The sequence below is a fragment of the Oscillospiraceae bacterium genome, assembly GCA_025757985.1.
Taxonomy (GTDB): Bacteria; Bacillota; Clostridia; order Oscillospirales; family Ruminococcaceae; genus Gemmiger.
Genome location: CP107210.1, coordinates 3,036,989 through 3,053,981, shown reverse-complemented (window position 1 = coordinate 3,053,981; position 16,993 = coordinate 3,036,989). Strand labels below are relative to the sequence as shown.

General features: G+C 61.8%; 15 protein-coding genes. 4 read left to right on the top strand and 11 right to left on the bottom strand.

Going from position 1 to position 16,993, the window contains the following annotated elements; translation table 11 throughout:
• Positions 1-52 precede the first annotated feature (52 nt).
• From OGM67_14515 to OGM67_14480, 8 genes are all read right to left on the bottom strand, one after another.
• The gene (locus tag OGM67_14515; protein ID UYJ34744.1) at positions 53-1,489 is read right to left on the bottom strand and encodes a hypothetical protein; all 1,437 of its coding nucleotides are present in this window, start codon (positions 1,487-1,489) and stop codon (positions 53-55) included.
• A 92-nt stretch (positions 1,490-1,581) separates the two neighbouring features.
• A complete protein-coding gene (locus OGM67_14510) occupies positions 1,582-1,860 on the bottom strand; it encodes a zinc-ribbon domain containing protein (protein UYJ34743.1) in 279 nt (92 codons plus the stop codon).
• Between the two features lie 133 nt (positions 1,861-1,993).
• Complete coding sequence (locus tag OGM67_14505) at positions 1,994-2,566, bottom strand: sigma-70 family RNA polymerase sigma factor (GenBank protein ID UYJ34742.1); 573 nt, start codon at positions 2,564-2,566, stop codon at positions 1,994-1,996.
• A 233-nt stretch (positions 2,567-2,799) separates the two neighbouring features.
• On the bottom strand, positions 2,800-3,819 hold the full coding sequence (locus OGM67_14500) for a rod shape-determining protein (protein UYJ34741.1): 1,020 nt from the start codon (positions 3,817-3,819) through the stop codon (positions 2,800-2,802).
• An 81-nt stretch (positions 3,820-3,900) separates the two neighbouring features.
• Positions 3,901-4,455 (bottom strand): Maf family protein, encoded by a 555-nt coding sequence (locus tag OGM67_14495; protein UYJ34740.1) that lies wholly within the window; start codon positions 4,453-4,455, stop codon positions 3,901-3,903.
• A gap of 110 nt (positions 4,456-4,565) precedes the next feature.
• A complete protein-coding gene (dut, locus tag OGM67_14490) occupies positions 4,566-5,009 on the bottom strand; it encodes a dUTP diphosphatase (protein ID UYJ34739.1) in 444 nt (147 codons plus the stop codon).
• A gap of 149 nt (positions 5,010-5,158) precedes the next feature.
• Entirely contained in the window at positions 5,159-7,234 is a 2,076-nt protein-coding gene (locus OGM67_14485) for a U32 family peptidase (protein UYJ34738.1), read from the bottom strand.
• Entirely contained in the window at positions 7,231-7,602 is a 372-nt protein-coding gene (locus OGM67_14480; GenBank protein ID UYJ34737.1) for a cell division protein ZapA, read from the bottom strand. The genes OGM67_14485 and OGM67_14480 overlap by 4 nt, the downstream gene beginning before the upstream one ends.
• Before the next feature lie 310 nt (positions 7,603-7,912).
• Here OGM67_14480 and OGM67_14475 point away from each other — a divergent pair, with 310 nt between their 5' ends.
• The 4 genes from OGM67_14475 (at position 7,913) to OGM67_14460 (ending at position 13,857) form a co-directional block, all read left to right on the top strand.
• A complete protein-coding gene (locus OGM67_14475) occupies positions 7,913-10,267 on the top strand; it encodes a glycogen/starch/alpha-glucan phosphorylase (GenBank protein ID UYJ36241.1) in 2,355 nt (784 codons plus the stop codon).
• 218 nt (positions 10,268-10,485) lie between these two features.
• The gene (locus OGM67_14470) at positions 10,486-12,336 is read left to right on the top strand and encodes a glycoside hydrolase family 13 protein (protein UYJ34736.1); all 1,851 of its coding nucleotides are present in this window, start codon (positions 10,486-10,488) and stop codon (positions 12,334-12,336) included.
• A gap of 242 nt (positions 12,337-12,578) precedes the next feature.
• Positions 12,579-13,718, top strand: a complete 1,140-nt coding sequence (locus tag OGM67_14465) for a sodium ion-translocating decarboxylase subunit beta (protein UYJ34735.1) — start codon at positions 12,579-12,581, stop codon at positions 13,716-13,718.
• 13 nt (positions 13,719-13,731) lie between these two features.
• The gene (locus tag OGM67_14460; GenBank protein UYJ34734.1) at positions 13,732-13,857 is read left to right on the top strand and encodes an oxaloacetate decarboxylase; all 126 of its coding nucleotides are present in this window, start codon (positions 13,732-13,734) and stop codon (positions 13,855-13,857) included.
• Positions 13,858-13,926: 69 nt separating this feature from the next.
• On the opposite strand, the gene OGM67_14455 is transcribed toward OGM67_14460, so the two are convergent.
• The 3 genes from OGM67_14455 to OGM67_14445 all read right to left on the bottom strand — a co-directional run bounded on the left by OGM67_14455 (position 13,927) and on the right by OGM67_14445 (position 16,939).
• A complete protein-coding gene (locus tag OGM67_14455; GenBank protein UYJ34733.1) occupies positions 13,927-14,772 on the bottom strand; it encodes a DegV family protein in 846 nt (281 codons plus the stop codon).
• 408 nt (positions 14,773-15,180) lie between these two features.
• Positions 15,181-16,545 carry a DNA recombination protein RmuC gene (gene rmuC, locus OGM67_14450; protein UYJ34732.1) on the bottom strand — a complete coding sequence of 455 codons (1,365 nt, stop codon included), beginning with the start codon at positions 16,543-16,545 and terminating at the stop codon, positions 15,181-15,183.
• A 7-nt stretch (positions 16,546-16,552) separates the two neighbouring features.
• Positions 16,553-16,939 carry a hypothetical protein gene (locus OGM67_14445; GenBank protein ID UYJ34731.1) on the bottom strand — a complete coding sequence of 129 codons (387 nt, stop codon included), beginning with the start codon at positions 16,937-16,939 and terminating at the stop codon, positions 16,553-16,555.
• Between the last annotated feature and the right edge of the window lie 54 nt (positions 16,940-16,993).

Below are 16,993 nucleotides of genomic sequence, written 5' to 3'. Positions count from 1 at the left end.
CGCAAAGGGCTGCCTGTGTACCATTATACAGCACACAGGCAAAAAACGCAAATCATGCCTGCCGCTTATAGAGATACCATGTCAGCAGCCCCTCGCCGCCATCACAGCTGCATTGATCCACGACCGCATAGCGCGGGAACGCCGTGCCCAGATCCCCGGTCAGCGCCACGACATAGTCCACGCCCCCCTCTGCCAGCAGGGCATTCTGCTCGGCCCACTGGTCATCCAGCGGCATGTTGGTCACGCAGAAATACCGGCAGGGCGGCAGCACGCCCGCCGCCGTGTAAAAGCCGCCGTCCAGCGTGCCGTAGTTGAGCAGGCTTGCGCCGTTGATCTGCCGGGCAAAGCGGCGCTGCGGCATACTGTCGGCCGTGCGCCAGCGCAAGGCCCGGTTGGGGCTGCGCGTCACGCACCAGACCAGCGCCAGCGCCACGGCAGCTGCCGGTGCAAGGCGCTTTGCGGCGGCGGGGGCTTTGCACTTTTCCACAAGGAGGATCAGCGGCACCAGCCCCAGCGGGGCAAAAACACTCAGCACCAGCCCGTAGTAGACGAGATACCCGCCCATCAGGCTGGTGAAGGCCAGCCCCGCCGCAAGGGCCGCCACAGCTCCCGCCGTAGCGGGCCGGCAAAGCGCTGCCCACAGCAGAAATACCGCCAGCAGCACCGCAGCAGACAGGGCATCGCGCACCGCCCACCAGAGATGCTGTGCGAGCGCCGCCGCACCGCCGCCCTCCCCCTTATAAAGGAAGATGTTATCATAGAAGTAGCAGGTGAACCAGTCCCCCAGCGCACCCTGCACGCCGAAGTAGACGACCCACGGCAGTGTAGCGAGCGCCATGCCGCCGAGATAAGCCCCGATGGCACGGCCGAGCGGCCCGCGCCAGCCGCGCCGCAGATAGAGCACCGCCAGCAGCACCGCCCAGACAAGGTAAAAGCCCAGCACCGTGTATTTGAGCCAGAGTGCGCACCCTGCCAAAAAGCCGTGCAGCACAACACGGCGCAGCGGCATGGGGCGGGATGCCCGCAGGGTGCTTACAGCGCCAAAAAGCGCCGCCGCCAGCAGAGGCAGGAGCAACTCCTCGGCACTGCCGCCGTGGGAGAAGGCACGGCTGGCGGCAACAGCCGCAGCGGGCAGTGCCGTCCATGCAGGGTGCAGCGCCCGGCCGCAAATCACCTCAGCACTGCGCAGCCCCAGCCAGAGAAAGGCCGCAAAGGCCGCTGTCTCCAGCAGCAGCACGCCGCCAAAGCCGGTATCATCCACACAGGCGGCCAGCCCATAGAGAAGATACAGCACCGGACCCTTGTGGTCAAACACATCCCGGTACAGCACCCTGCCGTGGAGCATCGACTTGCCCATCGTGAAAAAAATGTTTGCGTCCATCCAGTCGTTGAAAGCATACAGGGGTGAGGATTTGCTGCACCACACCAGCACCAGCGCCGCGATACCCAGCAGCCATACTGCGCGCTGCGTTTTTTGTTTCACTGTCATCGTCCGTCCCCCATAACAAACCACGCCCCGGCGGTTAGGCCGGGGCGCGGAATGGAAAAAATTCAACTCAGTTTACACGAAACCGCGTAAAATCAGCCGTTCTCCTTCATCTTGGCAAAGCACTCGCTGCAGTAGACCGGACGGTCCTCGCGGGGCTGGAAGGGAACCTTGCAGGTCTTGCCGCAGCTGGCGCAGACAGCGTCGAACATCTGGCGCTCACCGCGGGTAGAGTTCTTGCGGGCATCGCGGCAGGGCTTGCAGCGCTGGGGCTGGTTCTCAAAACCACGGCTGGCGTAGAACTCCTGCTCGCCGGCGGTCCAAACGAACTCCTTGCCGCAATCCTTGCATACCAAAGTCTTGTCTTCGAACATAGTGGGTATCTCCTCTGTGTTTATTTTGCCCGCGGAAGAATCTAAAACAACGCAATGGGAATGGACCAACTGAACTGATTTTAGGCGCTACTGGGGGCAGGTTGATATATGATGCAGGCAGATCACCTGAATCCTAGGGGTTTTGGCCGCCGCGCAGCTTGCGGCGGGCACGGGCCAGAGCATTGGCCACATTTTTGGCAGGCAGGCCCAGCTCCTGCGCAGTCTGCGCGGGGGTCCTGCCCTCCAGTCCGGCCATCAGCACCCGGCGCTCAAGCTCGGAAAGCTCGGTCTGCATACGGCGCATCGTGTCGGCATATTGTTCGCCGGAGATGGCAATTTCCTCCGGTCCGGGGCGGGTGTCGGTGCTTTGCTGTGCATCGGGCAGCGGCACGCTGAAATTCAGCGGCGCATGCTTTTTGCGCAGCGCGGCACGGCGGGCGTCCTGCTGGGCATGGCGGATGCTTGCCGCAGCAAAGGCAGCAAAGGTCGGGCCAACTGCGGGGTCATACTCCCGCACAGCGCGGAACAGACCGATCAGCCCCTCCTGCACAGCATCGTCAAAATCCAAGCCCGGGGCCGTACAGTCGGCGGCTCCCTTGCGGATGGCAGGCATCATGCGGGCGATGAGCGCGGCAAGCGCATTTTCATCCCCCTGCTGTGCGCGGGCGGGCAGCTCCGCCTCGATCATAGACTTTGGCAAGGGCATGGTATTCCTCCGGGAAGATGCGAACAACTTAATAATAGCTGGAATCGCGCCGTTTGTCAATCTTTTTTTCGGCGGTTTGGCAGGAAAAAGGAAAGGCTTCCCCCCTTATGGGGGAAGCTGGCCGCGAAGCGGACTGATGAGGGGCAGGTTTTCCATTATTGCGCTATAACGGCAACACCGCCCCTCATCCGGCCCGCGGGCCACCTTCTTCCCAGGGGAGAAGGCTGGAGATTTTACAGATAGCTCATCTCTTCTTTTCGCTTGCCGGCAAGCTCGGGGTTATCCAGCACGGCCCCGGCGCCCAGCGCCACGCAGTCGAGCGGGGCCTCGGCGATATGGACATCAATGCCGGTCTCGTTCTGGATCAGGGTATCCAGCCCGCGCAGCAGTGCACCGCCGCCCGAAAGCATGATGCCGCGGTCGATGATGTCGCTGGACAGCTCGGGCGGGGTGCATTCCAGCGTATCCTTGATGGCCTCCACGATGCGCAGCAGACATTCGCTCATTGCATCGCGGACCTCCTCCGACCGAATCAGAATATCCTTGGGCAGGCCGTCCACGAGGTTGCGGCCCTTGATCTCCATGCTGGTCTCGGGGTCCTGCGGGCAGGCGGAGCCGATTTCGATCTTGATCTGCTCGGCCGTGCGCTCACCCACCAGCAGGTTGTATTTGCGCTTGATGAATGCGATGATGCTCTGGTCAAGCGCATCGCCCGCACAGCGGACGCTGCGGCTGGCCACAATGCCCGACAGGCTGATAACAGCCACCTCCGCCGTGCCGCCGCCGATGTCAACGATCATGCTGCCGACTGCATCGGTGGTGGGCAGGCCGCTGCCGATGGCGGCAGCCATCGGTTCCTCAATGACCGTGACCTGCCGCGCGCCCGCCTTGGCGGCTGCCTGACGCACGGCGCGGCGCTCGACCTCGGTAACGCCGGACGGCACGCAGATAACGACCCGGGGCCGGGCCAGCAGAGTGCTGCCGCAGGCCTGACGGATAAAGCTCTGCAGCATGGCGGCCGTAATATCAAAGTCGGCGATGACGCCGTCCTTGAGCGGGCGCACAGCCACAATGGAGCCCGGCGCGCGGCCGATGACTGCCTTGGCCTCATGCCCGACGCTGCGCACCCGCAGCTCATCGCTGCGCGGATCCACGGCGACAACGCTCGGCTCCCGCATGATGATGCCGCGGCCCTTCATATAGACCAGTGTGTTGGCGGTACCCAGATCAATGCCGATGTCTTTGGTAAACATAGCGTGTATTCTCCCGAAAAAGCATGTAAAAAAGTTGCAGATTCTTCCCATACAGTCCCCCGTCTGCGGGGCTGTACGGCGTTATTGGAATTCCCGCAGCAGCTGTGCCGTGCGGTGGACCGGCAGCCCCATAATGTTGTAGTAGCACCCTTCGATGCCGGCACACCACAGCGCTGCATGCCCCTGAATTGCGTAGGCGCCCGCCTTATCGTAGGGCTCAGGCGTGCGCACATAGGCGAGCAGATCCGCTTCGTCAATGGGCGAAAAATGGACGATCGTTGTCTCCACCGTTGCTGCCGCGCGGCGGCCGCAGCAGATGCAGACCCCGGTGTGGACACGATGCTCCCGCCCGGAGAGGGCGCGCAGCATCCGCACCGCATCGGCCTCGTCCTTTGGCTTGCCGAACACCTTTCCCTCACACTCGACCACCGTATCAAAGCCGCAGACGATGTCATCGGGGCGTTCCTCGGCCACAGCGCGGGCCTTGGCGGTGGCAAGCGCCTTGGCCAGCTGGGCCGGGGAATCCGCCGCGATCTTCGTTTCGTCAAGCTCGCTGGTGATCACGGTGTATTCGGGCGTGATAAGGGACATCAGCTCACGGCGGCGCGGACTGCCGGAGGCAAGGATCAGAGCCATGGTGTGCTTCCTTTCTCGTTTATTATAAGCAGATGGGTGTGTCGAAGTGTGCCTAAGTAAGCCGCCTTAGGGTAAAATTACCTTCCCCGCGGGGGAAGCCTTTCTGTTTTTTATTTTCCCGTTGAGCCGAAGCCGCCCGCACCACGGTCGGTATCGCTCAGGGCATCGGCGGCCGTGAAGGCCGCCTGCCAGACGGGGGCGATGCAGAGCTGGGCGACCCGCTCACCGGGCTGGATGGTATAGGGTTCGTTGGACAGATTCACCATTGGCACGCGCAGCTCACCGCGGTAATCGCTGTCAATGACGCCGACACCGTTTGCCATACAGAGGCCGTGCTTGATGGACAGGCCGCTGCGGGCGTAGACGAGGGCAACGCACCCTGCATCCGGCAGCTCAATGGCAAGGCCGGTGGGCACCAGCGTGCGCTGCATCGGGGCCAGCGTCAGCGGCGCATCGAGCAGTGCGCACAGATCAGCCGCCGCCGCACCGGGGGTGGCATAGGTCGGCACGACCGCGCGGGGGTCTAATTTTTTGTATTTCACAGTAGGGGTCATGGGAGCCTCCAAAAAAGATAATAGATAAAGGATAAAAGATAAAAAATCTGGTGGATCGCGGCACTGCGCGCCGCTCAAAATTTCGTTTTTGCCCTGCGGGCAAAAACTTCACATCATTTATTATCTATTATCTATTATCTTTTATCTATTTAGTTATTGGTATAGTATAGCCCTCTCGTAAACTCATTGTCAAACGGGCGGGCGTCCAAAAGCATTGCCAAAATCTGGGCAGCGCGGGCCGGGGTCTCGGTGGTAAAGGCTGCGATCGCCACATCGACCGGCATCTCACGCAGGCGCTCGCCCATATAGAGGGGCACAGGGTTGTACACCGTGCGCACACCGGCCCCGCCGGGGGCCGAGCAGGTCACGGTAAAGTCGCGGCCCTTGCGGTCGCGCAGTGTACCGCCGCCCTGACATTTTCCGCAGTCCCGCACATTGCGCAAAGGGCAGGCACGGGTCAGCATCAGCGGCAGGTGGCCGTAGCACAGCGCCGCCGTCGGCACACCGGGGGCGATGGCCGTCATGGCGGTCAGGGCAGTCTCGGGCTGCAGCAGCATGCCCTGCATGCCAAGCGCCGCATAGCGGGCAGCACTCATCGGGTTTGTGACATTAAGACCAAGCCCGCCGTACAGCGTCCAGCCGTCCGCAAGGCGAAGCTGCGCGGGGTTGTTGACGACCGCACCTGCAAAGCCTGCGTCCTGCAGGGCATCCAGCCGGGCGGCGGTCTTTTGCTCCAGCTTTCCGAACATAACGCGCGGCAGCTCCAGCAGCGTTTTTCCGCGCCATGCGGCGGGGATGCTCTCCGCCTCGGCAATCGGGAAAATCAGGTATTTCAGCTTTTCCACAGCGTCCGCCGGGCATTGGGCCGCGTTGGCAAAGCGGGCAGCCAGCGCCGGGACTTGCCCGACGGTGTGCGCCGGGTAGGCGGGCAGCGTTATATCCTGCGTGGCGTGTGGCCGGACTTCGCTGCGCTTTTCCAGCAGCTTGTCCAGCGCCTCACGGCGCATTTCGTTCCAGACGGAGCCAGGCAGGAAGCCCAAGCCCCCCTCCCCTGCCTCGGCGGTCAGCCCCACCATAACGAACGGCGTGCCGCCCGTCTTGCCGAGGGCGCGCTCAACGCCGGGCAGCGGGTCCTTTTGGGCGGGCTGCGGCTCATCGGCGCTGTAGACGCTGACCTTATGGCCGTCCGCATCGGCGGCCGTCAGCTTGACGCCGCCGTCCTCCACACCGCCGCTGACGGTGTAGCGCACCGGCACGCGCTGCAGCTCACGGCGGAACAGCTCGCGTGCTTTCGGGGTGGCGGCACGGGTAGCCTCGGCATCTGCCTCGGTGCGCACGCCGAACATTTTGCCGTCATTGCGGTTCATGAGATAACCGTCCGTAAAGCCCGAGCGGGAGAAGATGTCCCGCACCAGCTTTTCATCGTAGGGCTGCCCCGCGCAGACGGCGCGGCAGGCCGTGACGACCGCCGCCGCATACTCAGGCGTGCGCAGGCGGCCCTCAATTTTCACGCTGGCAACCCCCGCGTCCATCAGCTCCCGCAGATGCGGGATGTAGTCCATATCCTTCAGGCTCAGGTGGCAGGCCCGGCCCGGCTGACCCGGGCGCAGGCCGGGGCTTGCATCAAACGGCAGGCGGCAGGGCCCTGCGCAGGCGCCCCGGTTGCCGCTGCGCCCGCCCAGAAATGCGCTCATCATGCACTGGCCGGACACGGCCATGCAGAGCGCCCCATGGACAAAGACCTCGACCTCGATGGGGCTGGCCTCGCAGACGGCGCGGATCTCATCGAGCGACAGCTCGCGCGCAAGGATGACCCGGTCATAGCCCAGCGCAGCCAGCTCCTTTGCCCCCTCCGGTGTGTGGACGCTCATCTGGGTCGAGCCGTGCAGGTGCAGCGTCGGCGCGATGCTCTTGACCAGCTGCGCCGTGGCAAGATCATCGGCGATCACGGCATCCGCCCCGGCCGCAGCCACGGCGCGCACCGCATCGGCCAGCCCTGCCAGCTCCCGGTCATAGACCAGCGTATTCAGCGTCACATGGACCTTGACACCCCGCGCATGGCAGAAAGCCACGGCCTCCCGCAGCTCCTCCGGGGTGAAATTGCCCGCCGTGCGGCGGGCGTTAAAGCCGGTCAGCCCCAGATAAACAGCATCAGCGCCGCTGAACACAGCGGCGCCAAGCATCTCACGGTTTCCCGCCGGGGCCAGAATCTCGGGGCGGCTCATTCGTCCTCCACAGGGAACTGATTGCGGCGCAGACGGCGCTCCAGCTCGTCGATGCGGCGCTTCAGCGACACATTCTCGCGGCGGGCCTCCTCGGCAGCCATCTTGGCGCTGGCTGCATCTTCCAGATAATCCTTGATCTGGCGGCGCATATTATCGGCGCTGCCGCTGGCCTTTTCCAGCTCATCGCGGTAGTTGAGGGCCGTCATGACCGCTGCTGTCGTGATCGAGACAGAGTTCGAGGATGCCATCAGCTCGTTCATGTCCAGATTGAGGCGGTCAGCGAGGTTTTGCATGTAATCCTCGCTCTCGCTTGTGTTGACCACATAACTCGAGCCGCAGATGTTCAGCCGCACTTTCGAGGTTGCCATACCCATAATCATACTCCTTCCGGTCTGCGCGCGTTTTTTGCAGTGACGGCGCAGAATCATGCCATTATTATAATACAAATCCACAGTTTACAAAAGCCCTTTTTGACGGAATTGTATAAAAAAGCTGTAAACAGGCAATTTTGACTTGCGCACACGGGCAAATACCGTTATAATCTATAGTGTGCTTTTGTAGGCACACGAAATACAAGCGCAAAAATCAGTATTCCCAAGCTATATCGAAAGAAGTAAGGAGAGAACGATTTTGAAATACACAAAGCGTGAATTTGAGAAGCTGCTCAAAGACAAGCTGATGAGCGAGTGCAATGTCACTCTGGACATGGCCTCCGCCGATCAGATCTACCGCTGCCTCGCCATGATCACCCGCCAGATCATGTCCGACCGTCAGAAGCAGTTCCAGTCCAAGGTTCTGGGCGAGGGCAAGAAGCAGGTCTACTACCTCTGCATGGAGTTCCTGATGGGCCGCAGCCTGCGCACCAGCCTGTTCAACCTCGGCCTGAATGAAGTCGCCGAGAGCGTGCTGGCCGACGCCGATGTCAAGATCGACACTATCTATGAGCAGGAGCCCGATGCGGGCCTGGGCAACGGCGGTCTGGGCCGTCTGGCCGCCTGCTATCTGGACGGCATGGCTACCGACTGCATCCCCGGCACCGGCTACTCCATCCTGTATGAGTACGGCATCTTCAAGCAGAAGATCGTGGACGGCTGGCAGCAGGAGACTGCCGACAACTGGCTGCCCGGCGGTCAGGTCTGGATCAAGAGCCACCCCGATCAGGCGCAGGAGATTCGCTTTGACGGTCAGGCCATCGAGACGTGGGAGGGTGGCTTCCACCATGTAAAGTACGAGAACTACAACTCTGTCATCGCCGTGCCCAACGATATGTATGTGGCCGGTTACGGCTCCAACGGTGTTTCCAAGCTGCGTCTGTGGCAGGCCAAGGCCCCCAGCTTTGATATGAGCAGCTTCAACGCCGGCAACTACAACACCGCCATCAGCCATTCTGCCTCCGCAGAGCTGATCTCCAAGATCCTCTACCCCAACGACAACCACACCGAGGGCAAGATCCTGCGTCTGCGCCAGCAGTATTTCTTCTCTGCTGCGTCCATCGCCGACATCCTGCAGAACCACCTGAACCAGTACGGCACGCTGGACAATCTGGCTGACAAGGTTGCCATCCAGCTGAACGACACCCACCCGACCGTTGCCATCCCCGAGATGATGCGCATCCTGCTGGACGAGTGCAGCTATGAGTGGGACGCCGCCTTCGACATCTGCCGCAAGGTGTTCGCCTACACCAACCACACTGTCATGAGCGAGGCGCTGGAGAAGTGGAATGCGGACATCTTCCGCAACACCCTGCCCCGCATCTGGCAGATCGTCTGCGAGATGGACCGCCGCTGCCGCGCCGATCTGGCCAAGGCCTTCCCCGGCGATCAGGGCAAGATCGACTACATGGCGATCATCGGCGACAATCAGGTCCGCACCGCCAACATCTGCGCCTACACCTGCCACGCCATCAACGGCGTTTCCAAGCTGCACAGCGAGATCATCAAGGACAGCGTCTTCCATGATTACTTCCTGTACAAGCCGCAGGCGTTCAAGAATGTCACCAACGGCATTGCCTACCGCCGCTGGCTGCTGGCCTCCAACCCCGGCCTGACCAGCCTGCTGGAGGAGACCATCGGCGACGGCTTCAAGACCGATGCCTCCGAGCTGAAGAAGCTGGAGAAGTTCGTGGACGACAAGACCGTGCAGGCTGCTGCCGCCAAGGTCAAGCGCGAGAACAAGGTCCTGTTCGCCAACTATCTGCAGAAGTCCACCGGTCAGGTCATCGACCCCGACTCTATCTTCGACTGTCAGGTCAAGCGCATGCACGAGTACAAGCGCCAGCACCTGAACGCCCTGAACATCGCGGCCGAGTACCTGTACCTGAAGAACAACCCCAACGCCGAGTTCACCCCCAAGACCTACATCTTCGGCGCCAAGGCTGCCCCCGGCTACTACATGGCCAAGCAGATGATCCGCATGATCTGCAAGCTGGGCAAGCTGATTGACGAGGATCCCGCCGTGCGCGGCAAGCTGCGCATCGTCTACCTCGAGGACTACTGCGTCAGCCTGTCTGAGCGCCTGATGCCCGCCTCCGAGGTTTCCGAGCAGATCTCTCTGGCCGGCACCGAGGCTTCCGGCACCGGCAACATGAAGTTCATGCTGAACGGCGCGATCACGCTGGGCACGCTGGACGGCGCGAATGTTGAGATCGCCGATGCCGCCGGCCACGAGAACGAGATCATCTTCGGCATGCTGACCCCCGAGGTCAACGCGCTGAAGGGCATGGGTTACCACCCGAACGCCTTTATCAGCGGCGACAACACCGCTATGGCCGTGTTGGACTTTCTGGAGAAGGGCTGGAACGGCGAAAACTTCAGCGAAGTCACCAGCAACCTGCGCAACTCTGACCCGTACATGGTCATGGCGGACTTCAAGGATTACCGCCGTGCCCAGCACGATCTGCAGGAGCTGTACCGCGACAAGCAGAAGTGGAACCACATGAGCCTGATGAACATCTCCAACGCAGGTATCTTCAGCGCAGACCGCTCCATCATGGACTATGCGCGTGACATCTGGGGCGCCACTCCCGTCAAATAATTCTGTTACTTGATCTTGGCCGTGCCCTTCACAGGGCACGGCCTTTTGCATAGGCTTCCCCCATTGGGGGAAGCTGTCACCGAAGGTGACTGATGAGGGGCGAACTTCCAGCAGCTGCCCGTTCAAGGGCAATCACGACAGCGCCGCCCGCATCCGGCCCTCCGGGCCACCTTCCCCCTCTGGGGAAGGCTTTACGCTAACATAAAGGGGAGACTTTTATGTCCCACACATTCTACAACAGCCTCGACTCCGCCTGCAAATCCCCGTTCGGGGCAATTCCCGCCGGGCAGGCTGTGACTTTCAACCTGACGGTGCCCGAAAACCTCGGCTATGTTGACCCGCATCTGGTGCTGACCAAGGACCGGGAATCCCCTGTCCACTACCGCATGGAGTTCACCGGGCAGACGCCCAACATCAACCACTTCACGCTGACCGTAACACCCACCACCTCGGGGCTGTACTTTTACCACTTTGACCTGTACACCGATTTCCGCCGCATCTACCGCACCCCCGGCGGCGAGGGTGTGCTCAGCTGGACCGAGGGGCAGGAATGGCAGCTGACCGTGTATGAGCCGGACTTCAAGACCCCCGACTGGCTGAAAAACGGCACGATGTACCAGATCTTCCCCGACCGCTTCTGCGAGGGCAACCCCGGCAAGGAGATGCCCTTCGCCGACCGCATCTACCGCGCCGACAAGACCGGTGAGCCCTACTTCTGGCCGACTGAGCAGAGCGAGGGCTACCTGAACATGGACTACTACGGCGGCGATTTTGCCGGCATCCAGCAAAAGCTGCCGTATCTGCGCGATTTAGGTGTGACCTGCATCTACCTGAACCCGATCTTTGAGGCCCACGCCAACCACCGCTACAACACGGCCAACTACCTCAAAGCCGACCCGCTGCTGGGCACGAACGAGGAGTTCAGCGCCCTTTGCGCCGCCGCTGCCAGAGAGGGCATCCGCATCATTCTCGACGGCGTGTTCAGCCACACCGGCTCGGACTCGGTCTACTTCAACCGCGAGGGCCGCTACGGCCCGGGCGGTGCCTACCGCGACCGCAGCTCGCCCTACCGCAGCTGGTACGACTTTGACTCGGGCTATCCCTGCGGCTACCGCAGCTGGTGGGGCTTTGAGACACTGCCTGAGGTGCAGGAGGATTCGCCCTCCTATGTGGATTTTATCTGCGGCAAGGGCGGCGTCATTGACACCTGGCTGGGGCTGGGTGCCTCGGGCTTCCGGCTCGATGTGGCCGATGAGCTGCCTGACAGCTTTATTGAAAAAATCCGTGCTGCCGTCAAAGCCCACGGTGAGGACAAGCTGCTGCTGGGTGAGGTCTGGGAGGACGCCACCACGAAGGAGGCCTTCGGCCAGCGCCGCACCTACCTGCGCGGGCACGGCCTCGACGCTGTGATGAACTATCCCTTCCGCAACGCGACGCTGGACTATCTGCATGGCGCGGACGTGGCTGCCGTGGCCGACCAGCTGATGCAGATCTGCGAGAACTACCCTGCCCCGGCGCTGGACTGCGCAATGAACTTCCTATCCACCCACGACACCGAGCGCGCCATCACCGCCATTGCGGGCGAGCCCTGCAACGGCCGCAACCGCTACTGGCAGAGCAAGCGCTGCATCCCGTCCGGCCAGATGGACAGCGCCATCCGCCGCCTGCTGCTGGGCTATGCGATGATCTTTACCCTGCCGGGCGTGCCCTGCATCTACTACGGCGATGAAATTGCCATGCAGGGCTACCGCGACCCCTTCAACCGGGCGTTCTTTGACTGGAACTCCACCGAGCAGCGGCTGCGTGGCCCGATGAAAACGCTGGCCGCCCTGCGCCGCAGCTGCGATGCCTTTGACGGCGGGCAGCTTGAGCTGATCCGTGCCGAGGGCGATGTGCTGCACTACCGCCGCGTGGGCAAAACCCAGACGGCGGAGATCATCCTGAACCGCGGCCCGCACCTGATCGCGGAGGAGGCCTTCGGCAAGAGCACCGAGGTCAACCCCTGCGGCTTCACGGTGCTGGTCGAGGACAACGAGCCGGAGCATATCGGCTACTTCTCGGTGTACTGAGGGCTTTTTTGCTTTCTTTTGCCGCCAAATTGTTCTTGCAAATTCTTCCGTCCTGCGTTATAATGTCAGGTAGGTAAAAGGGAGTAAGGGACGCGGGTCACCGCGCCGTATCGCTTCGTCACCACGAGCCGTCCGATGCGGCTCCGGGGCATACTGCAATTCTGAGACTTTTGCCGCAGTTTTTTCTGCGGCAGGGGTCTTTTTATTTTGCCCTGCCGCCCATAACCCATGGGAGGGAGCTTATGCAAATCCTGCAAACCTTTGCCGGGCTGTTCGCAAACCTCGGCAACCTCACCTGGCAGATGGTGGTCATGTGGGTCATTGGCGGCCTGCTGATCTACCTTGCCATCGTCAAAAAAATGGAGCCGAGCCTGCTGCTGCCGATGGGCTTCGGCGCGATCCTCGTCAACCTGCCGATGTCCGGCGCCATCACACAGGGCGAGACCGTTGGCCTGATCAGCGCGCTTTTTGACGCGGGTATGTCCAACGAGCTGTTCCCGCTGCTGCTCTTCATCGGCATCGGTGCCATGATCGACTTCGGCCCGCTGCTGGAAAAGCCGTGGCTGATGCTGTTCGGCGCAGCGGCGCAGTTCGGCATTTTTGTCACACTCGTGCTGGCGGGGCTGTTCTTCGACCTGCCTGACGCAGCCTCCATCGCCGTTATCGGCGCGGCAGACGGTCCCACGGCCATCTTTGTCGCCAACACGCTGGGCAGCAAATATCTGGGCGCTATCATGGTGGCGGCCTACAGCTATATGGCGCTGGTTCCCATCGTGCAGCCGCCGGTCATCCGCCTTTGCACCACCCAGAAAGAGCGGCGGATCCGGATGCCCTACCAGAAGGGCAGCGTCAGCAAAACGACCAAGATCCTCTTCCCCATCGTTGTCACTGTGCTGGCCGGTCTTGTGGCCCCCGCCAGCGTGGCACTGGTCGGCTTTTTGATGTTCGGCAACCTGCTGCGCGAGTGCGGCGTGCTGAACGCCCTGTCCGAGACGGCCCAGAATGTGCTGGCCAACCTCATCACGATCGTGCTGGGCCTGACCGTGGCCGGGCAGATGACCGCCGACAAGTTTGTCCGCCCCGACACCCTGCTGATTCTGGCGCTGGGTCTGGTGGCCTTTGTCTTTGACACGGCGGGCGGCGTTTTCTTTGCCAAGCTGCTGAATTTGTTCCTGCCCGAGGGCAAGAAGCTGAACCCGATGATCGGCGCGGCGGGCATCTCCGCCTTCCCGATGAGCGGCCGTGTTGTCAACCAGATGGGTCTGGCCGAGGACAACCAGAATTTCCTGCTCATGTACTCGATCAGCGTCAATGTCTCCGGCCAGATCGCATCGGTCATCGCCGGCGGCCTGATCCTGACCCTGATGAACGGTTATGTATAAGGAGGCTTGCGCCATGTCAACTGCTCTGCTGCCCGTCACCCTCTCGATGCTCTGCGCCGGTATGGCGGGGATCTTCCTCGTCCTCGGCGCGCTGGTGCTGGGGGTGTATGCACTGAATAAGTTTTTCAGCGGAAAATAAAAAAGCTTCTCCGAACAGAGAAGCTCAATTTGTAGGGGCGAGCATTGCTCGCCCCTACATTTTATTTTGTTACTCCTTCGCTACAAACACCACGCCGACCACACCGGGGCCGACATGGGTGCCGATAGTGGGGCCAAGCTGGGCCACACGGCCGCCGGTCAGTTGGAGATTCTGGTGCATGTAGTGGTGTACCGGTGCAATAAGCTGCTTGTTATCGCTGTAGAGCAGCGTATAGCCGTAGCGCGGGTCAACACCGCCGAGCGTGTCCAGCTGCTTGAACATGGCGACCAGCGCACCGGGGCGGCCGCGGCCCTTGTCCACCAGCTTGATGGCACCGTCCTGCAGGGCCAGCACCGGCTTGATGCCGAGTGCGCCGCCCACCAGCGCCACCGCTGCCGGCAGCCGGCCGCCCTTCTGCAGATGCTTGAGGCTGTCCACCACGGCAACGATGCGCACCCGCTTCTTGAACTGTTCCAGCACAGCGGCGATCTCCTCCGCCGTCAGGCCCTCCTCATCACGCAGGCGCACCGCCTCACGGACGAGCAGCGCCTCAGCCTGCGAAGCCGCTTCGGAGTCCACGATATGCGCCTGCAGGCCGACATCGGCGGCGGCCAGATGCGCGCACTGGTAGGTGCCGGACAGCTTCTGGCCAATGGTGATCACAAGAACCTCATCCCCCGCTGCGGCGGCGTCCTCATACACCTGTATAAAGCTGGCCGGGCTGGGCTGGCTTGTGCGGGGCAGCTTGCTGTCCTCTGCCAGACGGACGAAGAATTCATCCTTCGTCATCGTGCCGTCATCAAGCTGGGTGGTGCCGTCTGCAAAGGTGACAGACAGCGGCACAACAAAAACGCCGGGGGCGTTCAGCTCCGCTGCGGTCAAATCGGCGGCGGAATCGGTAACAATACGGATCATGGCAGTAACTCCTTTATGGGCGTGCGGCAGCGCCGCATGTTGTTGACTGTTCAATAACTTATTCAGTATACCACAGCGCACCCGCCGTGTAAAGTGGGCAGCGGCATAGAAAAAGCCCCCTTGCGGGGGCGGATTCTGGCGAAAATGACAGCGTGGAAAGCAAACAACCACACTGTAGGGGCCGGGCATGCCCGGCCCTGCCGTGTACAGCAAATGGCCATTTGTGGGAAAGCGGCGGGCGGATACGGAATCCGCCCCCCTACGGAAGATGTGATTTTGGAAGAAGCTATAAATAAGGGCAGAGGGCGGCGGCGCAAGGCGGCGGGCGGCATATATGCCGCCCCTACTGCTCTATAAACTTTTTAGCAATGCAATAACGGCACATAGCCCGACAGGGATACGCCTCCCCTACTCCTCGATGCCCAATAGCTCTGCGGCGGCATCCGGGTCAAGCTGCTGCACTGACTCCAGCTTGCGGGTGATGGCGCGGCTGCGCGGGCCGATCAGCTCCTCCAGATCGGAGCCGGTCTGGTTCAGGTGGCGCTGCATCTGCTGCAGGCCGGTGCCGAACTTTTCAAACTCGGTCTTAACCGCACCCAAAATCGTCCAGACCTCGCCGGAGCGCTTCTGGATCGCCAGCGTGCGGAAGCCCATCTGCAAAGCGTTGAGCAGTGCCGCCATCGTGGAGGGGCCTGCAACCGTGATCTGATACTCGCGCTGCAGCAGCTCGGTCACGCCGCTGGAGACGACCTCGGCGTACAGCCCCTCAAACGGCAGGAACAGGATGCCGAAGCTGGTGGTGTAGGGTACCTCGATGTACTTGTCATGGATATCCTTTGCCTCAGCGCGCAGCACATTGTTCAGCGCCTTGCGCATCGCGTTCACAGCGGCTGCATCGCCGCGCTGCTGCGCTGCCTGCAGGTGGGCGTAGGTATCACCGGGGAACTTGGCGTCAATGGGCAGCCAGACCGGGCCGCCCTGCCCCGGCAGCTTGACCGCAAATTCCACGCGGTTGGTGCTGCCGGGCACCGTAGCCACATTTTCCTCATACTGGCCGGGGGCCAGGATCTGCTCAAGGATCGCGCCAAGCTGCACCTCGCCCAGTATGCCGCGGGTCTTTACCCCGGAAAGGACCTGCTTGAGGCTGCCGACATCGGCGGCGAGGTTCTGCATCTCTCCCAGACCCTTATAGACCTGCTCCAGCTGGGCGCTGACCGTCTTAAAGGAGTCATTGATCCGCTGCTGCAGCGTGTCCTGCAGCTTTTCCTCGACCGTGCCGCGTATCTCATCCAGCTTTTTGTTGTTGTCGGCACGGATCGTATTCAGCCCCTGCACCAGCGCGCCGCGCACGCTGTCCATCCGGGTAGCGTTGGAATCCTCCAGATTTTTCAGGCGGTTTTCCATCATCGTCAGCTGGGCAAGCAGGGCATCGTTGGCCGCGCGCTGGCGGGCTGCCCCGGCGCGGTCGATGGCCTCCAGCCGAGCGGTGCTATTGGCTGCGCTCTGGCGCTGATTTTCGGCCAGCACGGCGGAAAAGTCGCGCAGCGTTGCGCTTGTGGTGCGGGCGCTCTCTCCCTGCATGGCACGCAGCTGCTCGGCCAGCAGGTCGGTTTCGCTCTGCAGCACCGGTGTCACGGCACGGACAAAATCGTCCGCTGTGTCGATTTTCTGCTCCGGTCCCGCGTTTTTACGCATGACCTTTGCCAGCACCACAGCCAGCAAAATATCCCCCGCTGCGGCCAGCGCCAGCAGCAGATACAGTATCCAATCCATAGTCACCTCAGCGGATCAGCAGCAGCGCCGCACCGATACCGGCCAGCAATGCCGAGAATATTTCGGTCTCCCAGCTTTTGCGCTCAACACAGCGGGCACTGGGGTTGTACCAGACCTGAATGATCTTGCCCTTGTCCTTGTCATGCCTGAACCAGAAGGAGTCGTTCGTCTCCATCTCCAGCCTCCGGCCGTTGGCATGCAGCTCCACCAGATAGCGGTAGCCGCCGGCTGCCGCGCCGGGGCTGGTGGAGCCGGCCTTGCGGCATTCCAGTACGCGGGCAGGCAGCAGCACAGCCCCGCGCACGGTGCGGTATTTTTCCACAATCGCGGCGGCGGCCAGTGCAAAAAGCACCGTGCCCAGCACGCGGTAGACGATCAGCAATGTAGTCGGCATACGATTCTCCCCATAAAGTCAGTACTTCTATAATACAACAATTTGGTGTTAAAT

Coding starts and splice junctions, on each gene's coding strand:
- OGM67_14465 (UYJ34735.1), top strand. CDS start 12,579: ATGCAAATCCTGCAAACCTTTGCCGGGCTGTTCGCAAACCTCGGCAAC.
- OGM67_14475 (UYJ36241.1), top strand. CDS start 7,913: ATGAGCGAGTGCAATGTCACTCTGGACATGGCCTCCGCCGATCAGATC.
- OGM67_14480 (UYJ34737.1), bottom strand. CDS start 7,602: ATGGCAACCTCGAAAGTGCGGCTGAACATCTGCGGCTCGAGTTATGTG.
- OGM67_14500 (UYJ34741.1), bottom strand. CDS start 3,819: ATGTTTACCAAAGACATCGGCATTGATCTGGGTACCGCCAACACACTG.
- OGM67_14495 (UYJ34740.1), bottom strand. CDS start 4,455: ATGGCTCTGATCCTTGCCTCCGGCAGTCCGCGCCGCCGTGAGCTGATG.
- OGM67_14455 (UYJ34733.1), bottom strand. CDS start 14,772: ATGATCCGTATTGTTACCGATTCCGCCGCCGATTTGACCGCAGCGGAG.
- OGM67_14445 (UYJ34731.1), bottom strand. CDS start 16,939: ATGCCGACTACATTGCTGATCGTCTACCGCGTGCTGGGCACGGTGCTT.
- rmuC (UYJ34732.1), bottom strand. CDS start 16,545: ATGGATTGGATACTGTATCTGCTGCTGGCGCTGGCCGCAGCGGGGGAT.
- OGM67_14505 (UYJ34742.1), bottom strand. CDS start 2,566: ATGCCCTTGCCAAAGTCTATGATCGAGGCGGAGCTGCCCGCCCGCGCA.
- OGM67_14485 (UYJ34738.1), bottom strand. CDS start 7,234: ATGAGCCGCCCCGAGATTCTGGCCCCGGCGGGAAACCGTGAGATGCTT.
- OGM67_14460 (UYJ34734.1), top strand. CDS start 13,732: ATGTCAACTGCTCTGCTGCCCGTCACCCTCTCGATGCTCTGCGCCGGT.
- dut (UYJ34739.1), bottom strand. CDS start 5,009: ATGACCCCTACTGTGAAATACAAAAAATTAGACCCCCGCGCGGTCGTG.
- OGM67_14510 (UYJ34743.1), bottom strand. CDS start 1,860: ATGTTCGAAGACAAGACTTTGGTATGCAAGGATTGCGGCAAGGAGTTC.
- OGM67_14515 (UYJ34744.1), bottom strand. CDS start 1,489: ATGACAGTGAAACAAAAAACGCAGCGCGCAGTATGGCTGCTGGGTATC.
- OGM67_14470 (UYJ34736.1), top strand. CDS start 10,486: ATGTCCCACACATTCTACAACAGCCTCGACTCCGCCTGCAAATCCCCG.